The organism is Roseateles flavus, from assembly GCF_039872765.1.
GTDB lineage: Bacteria > Pseudomonadota > Gammaproteobacteria > Burkholderiales > Burkholderiaceae_C > Roseateles_B > Roseateles_B flavus.
Window position 1 is genome coordinate 82,295 of the sequence record NZ_JBDPZC010000002.1, and the last position, 18,196, is coordinate 100,490.

At 61.5% G+C, this 18,196-nt stretch carries 17 protein-coding genes and 2 pseudogenes; 6 read left to right on the plus strand and 13 right to left on the minus strand.

The annotated features are described in order from the left end of the window. Positions 1-66: 66 nt before the first annotated feature. Positions 67-1,220, plus strand: a protein-coding gene (locus tag ABDJ40_RS06310) for an IS3 family transposase (RefSeq protein WP_347607653.1) whose coding sequence is annotated in 2 segments (ribosomal slippage) — positions 67-307 and positions 307-1,220 — 1,155 coding nt in all. Because the reading frame shifts where the segments join, the coding sequence is not laid out codon by codon here. A gap of 147 nt (positions 1,221-1,367) precedes the next feature. Here the strand turns inward: ABDJ40_RS06310 and ABDJ40_RS06315 are convergent. Then, positions 1,368-2,317 (minus strand): annotated as a pseudogene (locus ABDJ40_RS06315) (IS481 family transposase). Positions 2,318-2,418: 101 nt separating this feature from the next. Between ABDJ40_RS06315 and ABDJ40_RS06320 the strand changes: the two are divergent. Continuing rightward, positions 2,419-2,682 (plus strand): annotated as a pseudogene (locus ABDJ40_RS06320) (integrase core domain-containing protein); the annotation flags it as partial. A 157-nt stretch (positions 2,683-2,839) separates the two neighbouring features. Beyond that, a complete protein-coding gene (locus ABDJ40_RS24735; RefSeq protein ID WP_430765610.1) occupies positions 2,840-3,046 on the plus strand; it encodes an integrase core domain-containing protein in 207 nt (68 codons plus the stop codon). Between the two features lie 65 nt (positions 3,047-3,111). Here the strand turns inward: ABDJ40_RS24735 and ABDJ40_RS06325 are convergent, their stop codons facing one another. The 7 genes from ABDJ40_RS06325 to ABDJ40_RS06350 all read right to left on the minus strand — a co-directional run bounded on the left by ABDJ40_RS06325 (position 3,112) and on the right by ABDJ40_RS06350 (position 10,770). Further along, on the minus strand, positions 3,112-3,528 hold the full coding sequence (locus ABDJ40_RS06325; RefSeq protein ID WP_347607656.1) for a hypothetical protein: 417 nt from the start codon (positions 3,526-3,528) through the stop codon (positions 3,112-3,114). 68 nt (positions 3,529-3,596) lie between these two features. Then, positions 3,597-3,869: a hypothetical protein gene (locus ABDJ40_RS06330; protein ID WP_347607659.1), complete on the minus strand. Its 273-nt coding sequence runs from the start codon at positions 3,867-3,869 to the stop codon at positions 3,597-3,599. 2 nt (positions 3,870-3,871) lie between these two features. Next, positions 3,872-4,453, minus strand: coding sequence for a hypothetical protein (locus ABDJ40_RS06335; protein WP_347607662.1), 582 nt, complete (start codon positions 4,451-4,453; stop codon positions 3,872-3,874). Positions 4,454-5,270: 817 nt separating this feature from the next. Next, positions 5,271-6,206 carry a TniQ family protein gene (locus ABDJ40_RS24740; RefSeq protein ID WP_430765604.1) on the minus strand — a complete coding sequence of 312 codons (936 nt, stop codon included), beginning with the start codon at positions 6,204-6,206 and terminating at the stop codon, positions 5,271-5,273. Continuing rightward, positions 6,199-7,401: an AAA family ATPase gene (locus ABDJ40_RS06340; protein WP_347607665.1), complete on the minus strand. Its 1,203-nt coding sequence runs from the start codon at positions 7,399-7,401 to the stop codon at positions 6,199-6,201. The genes ABDJ40_RS24740 and ABDJ40_RS06340 overlap by 8 nt, the downstream gene beginning before the upstream one ends. Beyond that, the gene (locus tag ABDJ40_RS06345; protein ID WP_347607668.1) at positions 7,401-10,148 is read right to left on the minus strand and encodes a Mu transposase C-terminal domain-containing protein; all 2,748 of its coding nucleotides are present in this window, start codon (positions 10,146-10,148) and stop codon (positions 7,401-7,403) included. The genes ABDJ40_RS06340 and ABDJ40_RS06345 overlap by 1 nt, the downstream gene beginning before the upstream one ends. Positions 10,149-10,467: 319 nt before the next feature. After that, positions 10,468-10,770 (minus strand): hypothetical protein, encoded by a 303-nt coding sequence (locus tag ABDJ40_RS06350; RefSeq protein ID WP_347607671.1) that lies wholly within the window; start codon positions 10,768-10,770, stop codon positions 10,468-10,470. Between the two features lie 288 nt (positions 10,771-11,058). On the opposite strand from ABDJ40_RS06350, the gene ABDJ40_RS06355 reads away from it, so the two are divergent. Continuing rightward, positions 11,059-11,535 carry a hypothetical protein gene (locus ABDJ40_RS06355; RefSeq protein WP_347607674.1) on the plus strand — a complete coding sequence of 159 codons (477 nt, stop codon included), beginning with the start codon at positions 11,059-11,061 and terminating at the stop codon, positions 11,533-11,535. 183 nt (positions 11,536-11,718) lie between these two features. Beyond that, positions 11,719-11,901, plus strand: coding sequence for a hypothetical protein (locus ABDJ40_RS06360; RefSeq protein WP_347608493.1), 183 nt, complete (start codon positions 11,719-11,721; stop codon positions 11,899-11,901). A 56-nt stretch (positions 11,902-11,957) separates the two neighbouring features. On the opposite strand, the gene ABDJ40_RS06365 is transcribed toward ABDJ40_RS06360, so the two are convergent. The 3 genes from ABDJ40_RS06365 to ABDJ40_RS06375 form a co-directional block, all read right to left on the minus strand. Continuing rightward, positions 11,958-13,238 (minus strand): three-Cys-motif partner protein TcmP, encoded by a 1,281-nt coding sequence (locus ABDJ40_RS06365; protein WP_347607677.1) that lies wholly within the window; start codon positions 13,236-13,238, stop codon positions 11,958-11,960. Positions 13,239-13,344: 106 nt separating this feature from the next. Then, complete coding sequence (locus ABDJ40_RS06370; RefSeq protein ID WP_347607680.1) at positions 13,345-14,097, minus strand: DUF5131 family protein; 753 nt, start codon at positions 14,095-14,097, stop codon at positions 13,345-13,347. Beyond that, a complete protein-coding gene (locus tag ABDJ40_RS06375; RefSeq protein WP_347607683.1) occupies positions 14,094-14,729 on the minus strand; it encodes a LexA family protein in 636 nt (211 codons plus the stop codon). Before ABDJ40_RS06375 ends, ABDJ40_RS06370 begins: the two co-directional genes overlap by 4 nt. Before the next feature lie 225 nt (positions 14,730-14,954). On the opposite strand from ABDJ40_RS06375, the gene ABDJ40_RS06380 reads away from it, so the two are divergent. Beyond that, positions 14,955-15,635 carry a hypothetical protein gene (locus ABDJ40_RS06380; protein ID WP_347607686.1) on the plus strand — a complete coding sequence of 227 codons (681 nt, stop codon included), beginning with the start codon at positions 14,955-14,957 and terminating at the stop codon, positions 15,633-15,635. Between the two features lie 96 nt (positions 15,636-15,731). On the opposite strand, the gene tcmP is transcribed toward ABDJ40_RS06380, so the two are convergent. Both tcmP and ABDJ40_RS06390 read right to left on the minus strand, forming a co-directional pair. Further along, entirely contained in the window at positions 15,732-16,928 is a 1,197-nt protein-coding gene (tcmP, locus tag ABDJ40_RS06385; RefSeq protein ID WP_347607689.1) for a three-Cys-motif partner protein TcmP, read from the minus strand. Positions 16,929-17,046: 118 nt separating this feature from the next. Beyond that, positions 17,047-18,054, minus strand: coding sequence for a DUF4238 domain-containing protein (locus ABDJ40_RS06390; RefSeq protein WP_347607692.1), 1,008 nt, complete (start codon positions 18,052-18,054; stop codon positions 17,047-17,049). Positions 18,055-18,196 lie beyond the last annotated feature (142 nt).

Consider the following 18,196-nt stretch of genomic DNA (forward strand, 5'->3'; position numbering starts at 1 on the left):
AGCTTGAATCGCCCCGGATCCAGTAGACACCTTCGAGCCTCAATCTGAGGCCCAATAGGAGGTGCCATGAAGATCAATCAACCCTACCCTGAAGAATTCAAGATCGAGGCGGTCAAGCAGATCACGGAGCGAGGCCACAAGGTGGCCGAGGTGTCATCGCGGATCGGCGTCAGCCAGCACAGCCTGTACAAGTGGATCAAGGTCTATGGCGTGCCCAAGCCGGAACGCCAGGCGCAAGCCTCGCAGGCCGAAGAGCTGCGCCGCCTGAAGGCTGAGCTCAAGCGCGTGACCGAGGAGCGCGACATCCTAAAAAAGGCCGCAGCGTACTTTGCCAAGCAGTCCGGGTGAAGTACGCGTTCATCAAACGCCACGAGCAGCAGCACAGCGTGCGGCGCATGTGCAAGGTGATGCAGGTGCACCCCAGCGGCTACTACGCCTGGAAGGCCGAGCCACAGAGCCCGAGGGCCAAGGACGACCAGCGTCTGACGGGCCTGCTCAAGCAGGCCTGGCTGGAGAGCGGCGGCGTGTACGGCTATCGCAAGTTGACGCTGGACATGCGCGATCTGGGCGAGCGCTGCGGCAAGCATCGCGTGGCGCGGCTGCTCAAGCTCGAAGGGCTGCGCTCGCAGACGGGCTATCGGCGCCGGCCCGGCACGCGCGGCGGCAAGCCTGCCGTGGTTGCGCCAAACCATCTGCAACGCCAGTTCACGACGACCGAGCCGAATCAGTCCTGGGTGACCGACATCACCTACATCCGGACCCACGAGGGCTGGCTGTACTTGGCCGTCGTGGTCGATCTGTTCTCGCGCCAGGTGGTGGGATGGTCCATGGGCAGCCGTATCGACACTAGCCTCGTCTTGGATGCATTGCTGATGGCGTTGTGGCGGCGCCAGCCGCACCAGCCGGTCATGGTGCACTCAGATCAGGGCTGTCAGTTCACGGGGCACGAGTGGCAGACGTTCCTGCGCGATCACAATCTGGTCAGCAGCATGAGCCGGCGCGGCAACTGCCACGACAACGCCGTGGCCGAGAGCTTCTTCCAACTGCTCAAGCGCGAGCGCATCCGTCGGCAAATCTATGCGACCCGCAACGATGCGCGGGCCGATGTCTTCAACTACATCGAGATGTTCTACAACCCCAAGCGGCGTCACGGGACGGCCGGCGGCACTTCACCGGTGGAGTTCGAACGACGCCATTCCCAACGGCTCACGGGTGTCTAGGAAACCCGGGGCGATTCAGCTGACGCTAGTAATCTCACCACAGCGACAGTACTGCTGGGTCAATACATGGACGCCTTGGAAGAGGCATTTGCGCGTCACGGCAAGCCTGAGATCGTCAACAACGATCAGGGCAATCAGTTCGCCGACCTAGCTGTGAAGCGTCAAGAGGTTGTTTCTTGTCGAACTGAGCCTGGAGATGGGCGGCAGACCGCCGATGCCGCTATGCGGACGGTGGCAGTTGTAGTGATGCTGCCATTGGGCCAAGGCCTCAGTGCGCTGGGCCGAGTTCTGATACGTCCAGCCCTAGGCCCATTCGCGCAGAGCCGACTGGATGAAGCGCTCGGCCTTGCCATTGGTCTGGGGCCGCTAAGGCTTGGTGAACGAGTGCTTGATGCCGAGCTCCAGGCAAGCCTGGCGGAATTCGCGTGAGCGGAAGGCCGAGCCGTTGTCGGTGAGCAGCCGTTGCACGCAGACCCCCAGCCTGGCGTAGTAGGCCACGGCATTTCTCAGGAACTGCACCGCCTGCGCCTTCTTCTCGTCCGGATGCATGGCCGTGAAGGCCAGCCGGGCGTGATCGTCGATGGCGACGAACAGCGTCTCCCAGCCCGCGCCATCCACCGAGTCGCGCCGATTGCCTGTGACACGGTGGCTCGGGCGCACGATGCGGCCGAGCTTCTTGGTATCCATGTGCAGCAGCTCGCCTGGCGCCTCGCGCTCGTAGCGCACGACAGGCTGTGCGGGCTCCAGGTCGCTGAGCTTGGATAGCCCGGCTCGTGCCAGCACGCGGCTGACTGTCGAGGCTGACACGCCCACGCTGCGTGCGATGTTGGACTGCAGCATGCGCCTGCGTCGCAGTTCAACGATGAGCAGTGCCTTGGCCGGATCGATGCTGCGCGGCGAGTGCGCCGGACGCGACGAGGCATCGGCCAGCGCTGCCTCACCGCCGGCCAGATAGCGCCCCAGCCACTTCCTGGCGATGGCGCCGTTACGCCGTACGCAGCTGCAGCTTCAGGGGCATTGAGACCGCCTGTGGTCATCTGTTTGACCATCTCGATGCGGCGGGCGTACGTAAGTCGGGCATGCTTATGGCTGTTCATCCGGTGTTGGCTCTGGAGTGGATTGGGTGTTTGGCGACTTCCAGTCTCTCAAACCCAATCCGGATGAACACCGGATACAACCTATTGAAGCTTCACACCTAGCCTTCACCGAGGCGCTCACGACGAGCGGCGAGGTTATCAGCACGAACGGGCGCAGCGCCTGGCACGACAACGTCTTCGTCGAGCGGCTGTGGCGCACGATCAAGTACTTGGAGGTCTACCTGCGGGCCTACTACTCGGTCAGCGACGCCCGGCAGCACTTGAGGCGCTACATCGAGTTCTGCAACGCGCGCCGTTCGCACTCCTCGCTTGGCGCCATGACCCCGGATGAGTCTTACTTCGCGACGCTGCCGGCCATTCAATAGGCAGCTTGACGGACCGCATGCCACTTACCCAACCCCGCCCGATTCCGTGTTCAAACAGATGCGGCCAGCTCCGCGATCCGCCTCGACAACAGGCCGGAGTTGACAGCTGAAGCCATTCGACGAATGGGCTGAGCGGCACGGTGGGACGCTGCTGTTCATCCAACGGCAAGCCCAACCAGAACGCGTTCATAGAACGCTTCAACCGCAGCTTTCGCTAGGAAGTGCGCAACACCGGCTGTTCAGTGCTGTGAGCGAGATCCAGACCGCCGCTGACGATTGGCTCATCGACTACGACGAATACCGGCCGCACGATTCCTTGGGCAGCGCCCCAGCGGTTGTCTTCAAGCCCAGAGTGTTCAACTAGGAAGTCTATGCTTCTGGACTGTCTACTTGTCGGGGGAGCTTATGAGCTAGCTCCTGCGCAGCGATCTACTTTTGCGAGCTTTCATTTTGCCCCGGCCGAGGACCCGTTCCTGGCTGAATGAAAAGCGGGAACGTCAACCCTCGAATTCCAGCACGTAATGCTAGCCCGTACACCTGCTCGCGTGCGTAAGGCAGCAATATAAACGGGGCATTGACTTCAGCCCACCGCGCCAAATTCTCAAATGAGAACTTGGCATAGTCAACGACAAAGTTCCCCTGCAGTTCCACCTCAACAACGAATGCTGGGACGGCAGTCCCGCTCTCTTCCGCAGGCTCGGTTGCGGGGTCTGCAGTCTCAGGCTTAGTTTCAATTCGCAGGCCGATTGAAATGTTCGGATCGTTCCTATCGAATTCTGACCGGCCGAGCTCAATCTTTAAGCCCAGCTCACCTTCATAGTCCCGCGCCGCTTGGGCGTCGTTCACCACCAAATTCAGCCGGTGAACGATAACGTCACGAAGCTGAATCGGATGCAAGTCGCTTAATTTTTGAGTCACGCTGCAAGGTAGAACTGTTCGTCATTCGCTGCAGTCAAGTCATCAAGCTGCAACTCGTCAAAGCGAAGGCGAAGTTGTTGGCCAATGAGAGACTGTGCAAATCCGAATTGGTCATGGGAATTCCAAACGACGGTAAGACTGCAGGCCGCCCGAATAGCTGCAAACACCGTCACCAGAGGGTGATCCGAGACCTCCGCAAGCTTTGCATGGAACTCAGCATCGCTTAACTTGGAGACTTTTTCGAAAACCTTTCTGAAAATCTCTTCCATTTCTATTCTCCAACTAACTCTATATCCTTGATCAGCCCCATAGCATGTTTTCTCACGACAATGCATGGTGCTCGTTTAAGCCAAGACACATACGGCGCCGGAGTTTTCTCTCCCTTTGTCAAGCCAGGAACATCCACATCCAGCTTAATTACACCGTACTGCGCTGCTCGTTCATTTTCAATTTCTTTAATCAAGTACAGGCGGAGCAATTCGATTTCATCTTTGCTGCTCTCGATTTGCCTTTTTTCTGCGGTCTTAATTAGCAGGTTTAAAAAACCCTCTGAATTTGCATCAAAATATTCATCGGTCGGCGCCTCTATTTTTGCTTTCAGAACCGCCAAAGACTTGTCGGCATCACCTTTGTATGAATTGAATTTTGGCGTGGCCGCAAGGCGCCACCAATTTTCCGCCAGTCGTTGAGCAAAAAAAACGTCGTCTTGGAAGGACCAAAAATATACGCCTGCCCCTGCCCTGCCGTCATCACTGGCCTTGAACTGATTGGACTCTAGGATTGCGCTTGCACGTGTTCTTGACGTGCCGTGCGTTCCATTCAGATAGACGGTGGCATTTGCTGCTGATGCCATCAGTTGATAACAGAACTAAATGAACTTCTGTTGCCGCATTGACCGCAAAGCGACAACTCCCCGTAATTCAACGAAACGCTGCAGGTACACGACCTGACAATCGCAGCTGCTTTGCCTTGGCGCCCGGTACCCACTGCCGTTAACGGCACCATAGCACACGCGGCTAACGCTGGAACAAGGAAAGACCTTGCAGGCTGTGCAGCCGGCAACACGCCCCACCCATTTGGGCGAGTGCCGCGAGATAGATGAGGCCTATGGCGCCTGTGTCAGTGTGTCCGCTGACTTCGGCGATCGCGGAGGCCCATTTGATCAAGTCAGGTGACAGCTGACGGCCAAGAGAAGCGTAGTTTGCCAGTGCCTCAACTCTCTTAAGTTCGATGGCTCTCCTATGGGTTGATACTGCCAGCAGGACGCTTCGTGCAGCAGACATTCCGACGCGAGTCTATGAAGACCGTCGCGTCCTGCCAACCTGAACAACCGGAGCACCTCCGACGCCAATCGTGAAAGCCCGCACACTTCTGGGTGTGCCGGCGATTGCCTCATGTCACGTACTGTGAACCTGGCTCCGGACCGAGAACGATGACAGCCTCTGCACCTCGGTCTTTGGCTCTGCTCTCAACGTCGATCCGACAGCCCTTCCAAGGGAACTGCCGCTTCCGTCGAGGTGCTCGGGAAAAGGAATGGAACGCTCCCGCCCGGCCCCATAAGCCGAGCCCCCGGACACGCAGAGCAACGCCAGCAAGCGCAAACCCAGCCGCCTCTCAGGTCTCGGCTGGGTTTGCCACCATGCCGCGCGACGCACGGCATGCTCCGGGGGCTAGTACAGCTCAGGCTCACCCGTAAACCGGCTCCGACATTTCCCAGCCTTCAGCACGTCCAGGATCGGCACCCCCGCCGCCGCTGCGAACTTGATCACTGCTCCAAGACTGATGGCTTGGCGCGTCCGCTCTGGACGCCTACATTGACTGAGATGGACGGAGCTGGTCCGCAGTTGGCGGACCACATCCATCTGGAACTCAAGGCCCGTCCGCACCTTGGCCAGCTCATACGCCCACTCGAGATCCGGCCAACGCGGCTCATTGCCCAGTGCCGGCATGTCGCGCACCAGGTCGGCAAGTAGCTGAGCTAGATGGGCATCTCCAGCAGCCGAACTGGCCTGCCCGTCCTGGCACGCGGCCGCGGCATTCGTTGCGAGCATGAGAGGGGCCCCGCATTGCCGGCAACCCACCGGGGGTGCCCACCCGTCGGGTCCACGCTGCTCTGTACTGGCGCATCGTGGGCACGCGCCTTCGAGCAAGGTGTCATGCCTATGGCACCGCTCGTGAAAGCAGAAGCTCCAGACCAATCGGTGATAGGTCGGACGTCCAGCCTGAATGTCTTCATGCCAACACGCCGAGCACCAGACAGGAGACTTCCTGACGTACCGCCGAAGGGCAATCGTGTGGTCTGCCCAGGGCATCGCCAGCACCGCAACCGAAGGAACCCCTGTCAGCCGGGCCAGGCGCATGCCAGCCAATCCTGGAGCTGTGCCCCAGTACGGCTGCAGGCTGCCATCACTGCTATAGCGTTCCCCTTCCATGCGGGGCAGCGATCGTACGTAGTCCGCCAGCTCGCGCGCGGTGACCCCGTGGACGGCGGCCAATCGGTTGAAATAGCCACTGAGCGACTCGCAGTCGGATGTGCCCACGCCTATCGGCTCGAGGCTGGACAGGATGACTCGCGAAGGGATGGGAGTAGGGCGCAGCTCACGCATGGTCACCTCCGCTCAGGCCACCAGCCACGGGAGGAACGGCATCCCGCGTAGGGCTTCGAACGCCAACCTTGCCAGGCCTCCCTCCCTTGCCGGATCCTTCCTTCGAAGTCTTCGACGAGCTACCAGAGGCTGGGGTGCCCAGCACCATGCTCGCGATGCGGCGGAGCGGGCCAACAGGAGCCGGAGACCCCAGGACCATGGCTTCGATGCGGCGATCCGTGTCGGGTGAAGCGAGATCTTCGCCATCATGGATGTCCTTGACGATGCGCTGGATAGCCAGGCCTGCCAGGCGCGTTCGCCGGAAGTCCTCGATCGTCAGGCGAGACCGTGCCTCCATGCGTGCACGCGACATGGCTCGTGCGCACCAGTCCTTCAAGATGCCGACGCATCCCACCGAGCCGGCATAGAAGAAGTCGAACTCGGCCTCGACATTCGGAAAGACCTCGGCACCGATCCGCGAGAGAAAGGTCTGCACACAGCTGGCAAACGCGTTTCTGTCTTCAGCATCACCGTGGCGGTAGCGCCCGAAGTGAACCACTTCGGTTCGACGTGCCAATTGAGCAGAGACCTGCAGGTGCACGAGCAGCTGGTAGGTGCCAACCAGCACGAGCTTGACCCCACAACTCTGCGCCACGGACTTGAGCACGTCGTACTGGTCCCCAATGCCGCCAGCGCGCGCGCCCATGAGGATGTGCTGCGCTTCATCGATGAACCAGTACTTCAACCGACGTCGCTGCATTTCCCGGCCCAGTCGCAGGCGCAGCGTTGCCGCCGTGAGCGACTCGCCGACACGCTTGTGCTGCTGCTCCCGCGCCTCGGGCGTGGGCCGTCGGTCGTCCACGAACGGATCGCCGAGCGCGAGCAGGGCGTCGTGGTAGAGCACCTTCCAGTCGAATGCACGGAAGCCGCTGGCGACGGCCGTCGTCGAAATGAAAGGTACGAACTCGCGGTCGCACATCATCTGCGACTGTTCAGCCGCCAGCAGGTCCTTCATCAGGCGAGCAGCCAGTGTCGACTTGCCCACACCGGTCGGTCCGACCAGGCAGATGAGCTCATAGCCCACACCATGGTTGAGCAGAAACTTCAGGCGCTCCAGGGCTTCGTGCTGCTGGTCATGCTTGACCACGAGCGAGGCGAAGCTGGCTGCGGGATCGGCGGCCGTAGCCGCCCCATTCAAGTTGAGGCGGTGGCTCATCAGTAGGCCTCCAGCGTTTCAATCTTCATGGACGGCTTGGCGGCCTCGACGCTGGGCTCACAGATGTCAGCGGCAGGCACTTCGGAACTGCCCAGACGCGTCGTGCCTGCAGGTTCGTCCCAGTCCTCCCAATCGGCAGGGTAGACATTGGCCTCCATCAAACGCTTGCGCTCCTCTGCGGCCTGCCGGCGCCGAAGCAGCATGAGTTGATCTGCGTTGACCTCCTTGAGGAACTTGATGAGCGCAGCATCGGTCAGGCGCGTCTTCTCGACCGCAGAGCGGCGGCGGCGCCACTCCGTGCTCGCCTCCAACAGCTCCTTTTCGGTCAGGCCCCAGACCGTTTTGGCATGACGAGTACAGGTCAGTCGAACCCATTCACGGTCGATGTAGGCGAAGGCCACACCCATATTGCCGGGGTCATAGCGGACCTCGACATCCTTGCCAAAGTGAGCCTGTAACCGCGCCGCGTTGTAGTACAGGTAGTTCACCTTGACGCCGTCTGCCTGCACCCGAGCCGTGCCCTTCCTCGGAGAGGGGCAGGTGGCGAGGATGAAGTTCCGGTCGTAGGGAATGACGTGCATCGGGCGGTGACCAGACTGGGCTACGGATGTCTCGAAGCACGCACGCGGGCTCATCAACAGTTCCCGATGCTCCAGGTTGTCGTAGATCTGAAAGAAGTACCTTTCAAGCAAGTCGCACAACTCGGGGAACGTCCAGACTGCGAAATTGTCGGGATCGACTGCATTGGTCATCTGGCGCACGTTCTTGCGCAGCTGCGTGTTGCCCTTCAGAACATGAATAAGGTTCGTGTTCAACGTGCCGAAGGGACGCTCCATCTGTGACCCATAGCGGGGCTTGGCAGCTGGCCTGTAGATGATGGTGACGTGGTAGCGGGCACACAGGGTCTGTGTCCAAACACACTGGAATTCCTTGCCGCCATCGAGCACCAGGCTCTCAGGCAGGCGCCCCCACCGTCGCACACAGTCCCGAATCACCGCCATAACAGAGCGATAGCTCGGCGCCTCATAGCTTAGGGAAAGTGCAACCGCACGCCGGCTGAAGTGGTCGATCGCCAGCGTCGCCCAGATGCGACCTGCCTTTTCGGGGCTGTTGGAGAAGATGGTCTCCAGATCGATGAGCGTGTGGTCTATGTGCACGCGCTGCCATGCCCGGTCTGGCGCCATTGCCAGGGCCAGCTCAGTCGACTCAACGCGCGGCTCAAGGGCGTAGGCGAGCTTGTCACCGCCGCGCGCCCGGGCGACCTGGTAGGCCGGCATCCTGTTCACAAACTTGGTGAACCAAGGATAGCTCGGCGTCGGCAGGCCAAGCTCTTTACACCGGTCGGCCAGGAAGCCCCAGCCGATCTTCAACCGGACGTTGTCCGGGTTCAGCAAGTGTTCGTTCGCGACGTCGAGGGCCAACTGGACCACTGACTTCACCAAGCGTGCTTTTCGATTTCCCGCTTGCGCAGTCCTCGGCAGCAGGCCGATGAAGCCGTTCCCATGCTTCCGCTGTGCGGCCTTGTAGTCCGACACGTACCGTCGCAGGGTGCGGTGTTTTGGATTGGCCCGACAGGCTTGCAGGTAAGGCCGAATCTGCTCCATACGGCGGTTAGCCGTTTCCAGGTCCGTTCGGCTTGCTCTGCGCAGGATGGCGTCGACAGGGCTCTCGACACCTGTGTCCGCCTCTGCCGTATCGAGAGCCTCGAGCTGCCCGCCGTGGGCCAGGTCCCGCAGCGTGGCCAACGGCATCGTCTGGGTACGCCCTTCGCATTCGATCACCGCCCGGCTTGCGCCGACGGAAAGGATCTTCCACGTTTGACCGTCCCACCGCAGCTGCTCTTGCGCGGCGAGTCGGACCAGGTTCACCGGCGGCCCTTGCCGCCGGTCCTTCGACAGCGCACAAGCCAGGTAGGCGTGCAGCGTTGCCGTGTCCCTGTAGAGCCAGCAACCTTCGGTGTCAATAATTCGACACGCCTGCCAGTCGATCGCCACGTCGCCGCAGCCGATGGCACGGTAGATGTGGTCCAAGGTGACCGTCGCTCCGCATTTGTCGAGGACTGATCGGATGGTGGCGCGCGCCAAGCAGCCGAGAATGCTGGTGATCGCCGCCAATGCGTCGTCGTACCCAGGCAGGTCCAGATCTGCGCGCAGGTACTCGCCCAGGAACAGTTGATTGCTCAGCACGAGGGCGTCAAAGTTGGCCTCCGTCCGAACCACATGTGACATGCCCAACTCTTGAGCCGCCCGCTCCGCTGGCGGGCAGATCCAGCGCCCGTCCTGGAGCACGAACAGCTCGGGGTCATCAATCGCCCGCTTCTCGACGGCCGCGAGTCGCTTCCCTTCTAGTAGCCAGATCCCGCTCTTCATGATTACGAGGAAGTCCGGAGTTTGCAGATAGCTCCGCATCCGACCGCCGATGCGGTAAGTCAGTTTGATCGGCGGGGGCTGGTCGACATACAGAAAAACATCAGGGTCTAGCTCAAGCCCGAGGATGATGGGCAACTCGAGCGTGGCGCTTTCGAAGCCGATGGTGACCCCAACCTTTTTGCTTGGGTACCGGCCGCACATGCTGCGCGGCGTGCTTCGTACCAGCCGTGATGGAGCCTCGATGGCCGCCTTGATGTAGGCCCGGCACTCGGGCGAGATGTTGAGCTGGTCCACCAGGTGAGCCCAGATCTCCGCCAGCAGGCCTGGCCTAAAGCTCCGACCGTCGCTGCCCTCGGCATTGGAGTGAACGATATTCATGATTGCCTTTCCACATTGCAAATGCCCGTTGCCGGGCGTGATTGCGCAAAGCGAGCGGCAGCACCGCACCCTCAGCCTGGCCGCCGTGCGTTGCCCAAGGGCAACGACGAAGACCAACTGATGGCAACTGGAAAGGACAGCGGAAGGAAAGGCAGCCCCTGCGGAGCCCATGGGGACGGGCCCCGCTTGCGTGAAGCGAGGTGGGGGGCTAGAGTCTAGGCAACCGGTATCGCAATCGGCGGCGGACTCAAGGGCTCAGACACGACGGGAATCGTGTTTGGGCCCTCTGCCTTTCTGGGGTCTGTCAGCGGGGCTGCTCTTACACCTTGCGCTCCTTTCTCTGGATCACGTGCTGATCCAGGGAATCCAGGTAGTCGACCAAGTCACTGGTGCGAGCGAAGAGACCCTGCCGATGCGGCAGGCGGATGACCTTCAAGCCCAACTGGCCACGCTCAACGCTGCGTTCGAGCGCCTCCGCCGTGCGGAAGCCGAGGAACTGCACGAGCTGGTCGCGGTTCAACAGCGGGCCGTAGATCTTGACGAGCTGACGGCACACCACGTCGCGGGCGGATTCAATTTCCGCCACTGCTGGGCTCGCTTCTGGCTGCGTCTTTTCGTCCATTCCAGCAGTCTGCTGACCGGCGCGCAGACGAGCAAGAAGAATTCGGCAGCGCAAGCTAACTGAGGCAATGCGCACCCCGTAGTTGCACGGTGCAGAGTTTCATTGCGTGCAGTATCAACGTACGAAACTAAACCTCTTCTGTCGGTTAAGCTGAGCTTCCGGTCTGCCAAAAATGGCAGAAACTAAACGTCAAATATTGCCTCTCAGGCCTCTTTCCGGCGAACTGAAAGGTCCCTCCCATCGCGTTGCTGCGGGGCCACACATCGGCACTGGTCGAAACACGTCACCATGAACCTGCTCCTCGCGCACTTGCGGCTGGCGAACCTCATCGAGCGCGAACTCAGCGCAGGGCTCGCGCACGTGCGGTACTCGTTCAGAGATGGGTCCGAGGTGAAGCGGAAGGCACTCACGCCGATTCAAGCTCTGACGCTCGCGCAAATGCTCGAGCACTCAAGGAGCAGGGGAGGCCTGGAGCCCCACCCCATGAGGGCCACGGAGCTCGCCCTTCCGCTTGGCGGTGGCGGGCTGCGCACGACCGTACAGGCGTGCTTGGCACCGCTGATCAAGGCCGGTTTGGTGGAGCAGTTCCCGGACGCTTCAGACAAGCGCCTGGTGGGCTATGGCCTTACCGAAGCAGGGCGCCAGGTCGCCATATGGGCGATCAGCGCAATCGGACGATGCGACAGCAATTTGAGAGGGGCGCTCAGGGACAAGGAGCTGTCGTGGGCGTGGCGGGTGCTCTCAGAGATTTGCTTGGAGGCATAAGCCGCTGCCATGCACTGTCCATGCCGACGCCCACCAACGACTCAAGGGTGTCTAGGACACCGGGGCGATTCAGGTAGGCCGACTTCGCGTTCACCACCGGGACGACCGTCGAAAGTGACCTGCCCCCTCCCAGCCGTACCGAAGCAAAGGTAGTGAAGTCCGTCAAACAGGAGAATGACGGACATGAAGAAGAGCAGATTCACCGAGAAGCAAATCATTGGCTTCCTCAGGCTGGCCGAAGCAGGCATGCCGGTCGACAAATGTGGCCGCATCCAGCCGGCCGGGCTCCTCGTCAGGCTCAAACTATTAGAGATCGGCGACCTGGAGGGCATGAACGGGCGTCTGCCTGCCGCACTTCCAGCATGAGATGCCTGCCGTCACCAGTTCGATCGGCCCAACAAGCCTGGTGAAGGGCTGCTGACTCATGACCCGTTCGCCTTGAACGAGAAACTGAACGCCCCCTGGGACGGCCGCCGCAGAACATGCTCGGGCTTCAGATGCACGCGTGCACTGGACGGCACCCCGTCATCGCCCAGCACTTGCAACTGCTGATGCGCGCTCAACTTGAGCAACGCCGTCTCGACCATATCGCGCGTCGCCGGCGTGGTATTGATCAGCCGCATGAAGAACTGCTCGAAGCTGATGCCGTCGGGAACCTCGCTGAGGAGCCTGGGGATCTGCTCCAGCATGGTGTCTTGGCTGACGGTGGCGGCCACGTCGGAGAAATCGAACCCGGTCTGCAGCTTGCCGGTGTCGTCCAGCTTGCCGATGTAGCCGGTGCTGAACATGTTGAACCCGGCGCCACCGTAGTGCGCGAAGTGGTTGTGATGCTCCCAATGGGTGGCCGCCATCACGTCCCGGGCTTTCCAGTGCTGCGACAGGTGCAGCAGCCAGAAGTCGCCGAAACCCTGCTCGGGCCGAATGAAAAACGGCGTGTGGAACTTCGCCGTCGAGGCCCGCGTCACGTCCTCATACAGGTTGGCTTGCAACGCCACGCGCCACCACGGCGACTTCTTGAGCTCGTCGATCTCCGCCGCGGTCATCCCGCTGCGAATGCCGGTGGCGGCCGTGAACTGGCGCAGGTTCTTCGGATCGAGGAACTTGATCAGCGCATCTACGTAGAACGTCAGGATGACCTCGGCCTTGGCCAGCCTGCTGAAGATGTCGCTCAGGCAGTGCATAGGCACGGCCGAGTAGCCGTACTGGTCTAGAACGAAGAGCGCCCGGCCTGATCTGATGCTGCGAGCCTCGCAACGCTTGATGACGGCATCGCTGTGATCGGCGAACTGGCCATGGACCAGCCGGATCCGCTGGGAGGCCAAGGCTTGGCCATGGTTGCGTTGGATAAGCAGGTTGCGCAGGAATTCCAGCGCCGATGGACAATCGTCGATGCAGATCAACTCAACGTCGATGTCGATGGGCTTGCGACGGTCCTGGCGCGTCATGACCAGGTACTTGGCCTCCTCGATGGCCTCAAGGATAACCAGCGGCGATCCAGGCACTTCCCGGCCGTCCTCGTTGACGTAGAGGCCGCCGCCGCAGAAGCCGTCAACGACGGTCATCCTGATCTGTTCACGCCGCAGGCGCGAGAACAAGGTCAGGAAGTACTTGATGAGATAGTTGCGAAGCAGCGCATGCTTGACTTCGCTATGGCGCTTCAGAAGCGGGGGCGTACTCCCCCAAACCCAGTCGTAATGTGGCATCGCGTGGCGCTGCTGCGCTCTAGTTCTCCCAGATCGCGAATGTGCACGCCCGCTAACGGGGTATCAAGGTATATGTGGCGCGCCGCCGACAGCAGCGTGCTGGAGGTCAGGCGCCCAACTGCACCGCTGCGGCCGGCATCTCGTCCCATGTGCGGCCGTTGAGCTCGCGGCCGTTGGCAGCCTTCGCCCGACGCTTGCCATCGGCACCCCAACCGCCCCATTGCTTGAAGAAGAAGGCAACCTCCTGCTCCTGGCATTGCTCACGCACCGACTCGACCCATTCCATCTTCATGGGCCTGGCCTTCGGGCCGGACTCGCCGCCGACGATGACCCAATGGATGTCCTTGAGGTTCAGCTCGCCGACGTCCGACAGCAAGGGCTCCACCGAAAGGAACCGGATCCGAGCTGGCACGGTGCGCAGATGGTCGATCCGCGGCACGCCGTACTTCTTGTCCTCTACCGAGACACCCAGCCAGGCGTTGTCTGGCACGGTGCGCGTCCGGAAGAAGCGCGCCATGCGCGCGGCACGCTTGGTGAGGATCTGGTAGGTGTGATGAGGGGTCTGCTCGATGACGGCGAAAACCTGCTCGATGTACGTGTCCGGCACGCGGTCGTGGAACAGGTCCGACATCGAGTTGACGAAGTACACCGTCGGCTTCTTGCGCTTGAGCGGGTCGTTCAACCGCTCAGGCAACAGCGTCAGCGCAAAGCCGTTCTCATAGCCGGGCGTGCCCATCGCCTTGAGACGCTTGGCCATGGTTTCGGCATAGCAGTTCTTGCATCCCGGAGACAGCTTGGTGCACCCAACGGTCGGGTTCCACGTCTGCTCCGTCCATTCGATCTTGCTGGTTGTCGTCATCGTGCAGCTCCCTGTGTTGCAAGCTTAGCCCTCGATGAGGGATTCGCTAGATTCCTGATGATCCCCGTCACCACGCCAAGGACATTGAATGTGCGCGTTGGGCGTCGGGGGTTTAGGCCGGCCTGGTGCGGCACAAGACGTGCACCGTGTCGGTCAAACTGCAGTTCCTTGATGGTGTAGTCCCCATCGATCTCGGCGACGACGATGTCGCCCTGTACAGCCTGGCTGGCGGTCTCAACAACCGCAACGTCGCCGCTCAGGATGCCGGCATCGGCCATCGACTCACCCCTGACTTTGACGAACACGGTCTTCGACGGGTGGGCCACGAGCAGCTGATCCAGCGTCTGCGCCTGGACCAGGCCGGTGGTGCTGTGATCCGCGCCGAAGCCGGCGCGCACCTCGTCTTCGCTGATCTCCAACGTGAAGAACTCTGCCCCTGGTGCGAGCCGCCCGCCAGACGACTTGCTGAGATGCCCGCTGTCAATGAGCCGCTGAGCCATCTTGTAGGCGGCGTTCTTGGCCTCGAAGCCCAAGGCCTTCGCGATCACGGCATAGGACGGAAGGCACCCTAGCCGCGCATAGAGATCGCGCAGCACGCGAAGGTGCCTCTGGTCGTTGTTGGGTCTGGCCATGTCGCCACTTTAGTGTACGTTCGTCCACTAATCAAGTAGACGGTTGGTGGACGAGGCTCAGCTGCGGCCCGGCGGGCTCGGGAGTGGCGACGCGGTGTTGTGTCTGGTCGAGCGGTCGGCCAACAGGCCAAGGCCCTCCCCTGGCCTCGGCCGCGCCGAAGCTCGTTGGAGCCGCCTATCATTCGCGCAAGCGCGCCGCTACAGCCGCATTGAGGGAGAGAACAGATGGATGTGTTTCCCGAGCCGAGTGCTGGATGGACCCGACACCGGATGCACCCCTACGTGGCGGCCCGGCCGGGCGAAGCCGGGTTCGTGGATCTTCGGGCGCAGCCTGAGCGCATTCCGGAGGTGCTCGAGGACTATAGACCACATGCTGATCAGCCGGCCGTGCAGACCTTCTTCGAATTCCTGAGGTGGATCAACGGGCCCGAATCGGTGCTTGAGACCTGCGACTGCGCCCTTCGAGGGCCGGAGAAGGTGAAATCACGCAAGGAATCCAGGTTCCTGTGGGTCTTGCATGGACGCGTGATGCTGATGCATCGTGAGCCGGGCGCGAATTGCATCGAAGGTGCCCCCACCGTCTTCATCCAGCATCTGTACGAGCAACTGCACCGGGTTGACGCGCTTGCTCCCCTGCGCGACGTGTGCGCAGGGTTGAACCTGTGCAGCGTGCTGTACAGGGATCGCTGCCTCGCGCAGCCTGCGGCCGACGGGAGCCTTGCCGCGGGGCCATACGACCCGGGACTCGGGCAGCACGTGATGGTGAAGTTCCGGGCACATGGCAATAGCCACATGGAGGTCTGGCAAAAGCTCAACAAGTTCTACGGCTTCCTGTGGACCGCATGCCGTCGCACATCGGACCACTTTCTGCCGTTGGGCGGTTTTCTGCCAGCTGCACCCCAATAGCCAGCTCAGCGTCGATGTCCCGAGAGGGATGGCCCGCGGAACCCTGCCCGGTTCTGGCCTCGCAGACGCCGCCGGGACGGCATGCAGGGGCCATGCCTAGATGGCGACCCAGCCCAGCGTCTCCCCTGCGCGCTCATGATGCAGTGGGCGCTTGTGACGTCGAGCCGCATTGGCCGAACGGTTCACAACCTTTCCGGCCTTGACCAACCTCACCAGCGAAGCTTGCAGGTCACCTTCGAACCAGTCCGTCTTCTCCAGGATGTCGGCGAAGGCTGCGGTATCGATCAGCCGATCGCCGTCGCCGAGGTACTGGCACCAGAACTCGTCGACCTCCGAGGCCGCGGCATGCGTGACGTCAAGATCGGCCATCTCCTCGGCCGAGAACAGTGAGTCCATGCCAGTGTCGGCCGTCTTCTTCCTGTCGCGCTTTTCCGCCCGGACCTGGGACTGCACGCGGTCGGTGCCTTCGGAAATCTCCATGAACTTCACAACGCCGAGAGGGTGCGAGGTCAGGTAGACCAGGTGGTACTTCGCGCGGTCCCGCTCCGGGTTCATGATCCGCGCGTGTGCCGCCCTTGCGGGCCGAGAGTTCGACGCCGGCACGCACTGCTTGAGGCTCTCCCTATAGGTGTGGACGAAGGCATGCTCCCGCTGCTGCGGGTTCATGGCCGTCACATCCAAGTCCTTGCCAAGCACGTTGGCCATCGTGGACTTCATGCCCTGCATCGACATCGCGCGATTGGCATGGTCGTACATCAGGTTAATCAGGAACTCGGATCGCGGCCTACGAATCAGCGGCGCCAGGACGGGCACCGCAATCGGGGTGTATCCCTTCGGGTCGATGAAAAAGAAGGTAAAGGCATCCGGCCCCACCCAGTCGAGGATCTCTTGCCGCAGCGCGACGAAGTCGCCTGGAAAACAGGCCGAGCGGATGCCGCGCGGTGTGTGATCCGCCAGGTAGCCTTTCAGCCGCTGGAAAGACGCCGGATTCTTCTCGATGTACAGCGCCTTGATCTTGACGAAGCGGCGCAGGCTGGCGAGCTTCTGACGGCAGGTATCCAGGGTATTCAGTGAGATCGCGATCGACGTGCTCTTCATGTCCTCGGAAGAGTCGCCCCACGGACCGGCAAAGCAGTCCACATAGCATAGCTCGGCGCTGCCCCCGGATCGGGTGCCCATGCCGATGATCAGGAACAGCTTCTCTAGGTAGTCCTCAAGCAGTCTGTGCTTGATCAGGGCCTGCTCGCGCCCGTCATAGGCCGTTGGAATCAGTGAGCTTTCGGTGTTGTCCATGGGTGTTAGGTCCGTGAAAGCCGTGCCGGGATCAATATTCGAAGAGCCGCAATCTCCGGCCATGGGATCTGGTCCGGACTCTGCAGAACGGAAGATGGCCGCGAGCCCTGCCGAGCATCTAGAACTTTCCAGTCGCCTCGACGTACCGTGGGCCTCGCTGCATCGATGCGTCGCTGGCCACCATCTCCTTGACCAGGGAGAAATCGTCGGTCGCTCCAAAGACGAAGCGCTCGGCGCTGCGCACCTGCAGCGAGTTGAAGTGCACGACGTTGACGGGCTGCAGGCGCAATGGCGTTCCGTTCTCGATCGCGTCGATCGTGGTCGTTGCAACTTCCAGATCGTGCAGTTCGCCGCCATCTAGATTCGACACTTGGCTTTTCGCGCGCAGCCTCTCGACCAACTCACAGCATGCGTCCTGCAAGGTGGGGCACCACAGGCCGAGCGCCAGCGTGGGCGACAACGGAAAGTAGATCTGGATGCCCTCGCACGCGATGCCGAGGTTGCCGCGCAGGCCGCTGTCCCTTTCGTTGGTCGTCGCGAAGGGATGGTCGCCCATGAGGAACGGGTGCTTCCGGTCGGTCTTGAGCAGCACCCAGTCCTTGTCGACCAAAGTCGGCGCGTATTGCGGTATGGCCTGCGTGATGAGCCGGGCCAGCATCGCCTTGTCGGCATTGACACCATCTCCGACCAGAGGATCAGGGTCAAAGAAACCTTCGGGCGCGCCACCCTGCGCCTCAAGCCAGGCCTTCATCCGCGTCATGACGTCGTTGCTTCGCTCAATGACAGCCCGGGTCCTGACCATCTGGACCGCAAGAAAGGACGCCAGGGTGGCGCGTTCCATGGGCTCCTCGAAGTCGAACCTCTCTTCGCGCACTAGGCGCGCCACGAACTCGGCGGCCTTCGACTCAAGGTCGGCCAGCTTTGGCTCGATCGTGACCTGCTCACCGGCAAATTCGAAGTCGTACATGTGGTACTCGGCGGCCACGGCGATGGCGGACTTCTTCGAGGCCGAGAACGCGAACGACGTGCCCGACTGCTTGTCGTAGACGCGCACGTGATCCTTCTTACCGCTGCCGAACTGGCGCAGCAGGAATCTGGGCACATAGTGCTGAAGCTGATTCCCCATGATGGCGTTTGGTCTCCCTGTGGTCTTCCGAATTGTGACCGCCAGCTTCAACCGGCTCCAGCTGGATCGCTTCAACCGCCTATGCCGCGGGACAGCCTTATGACCCTGGGGCAAGGCAACACGTAGGCGCCCGTGGCGAGCG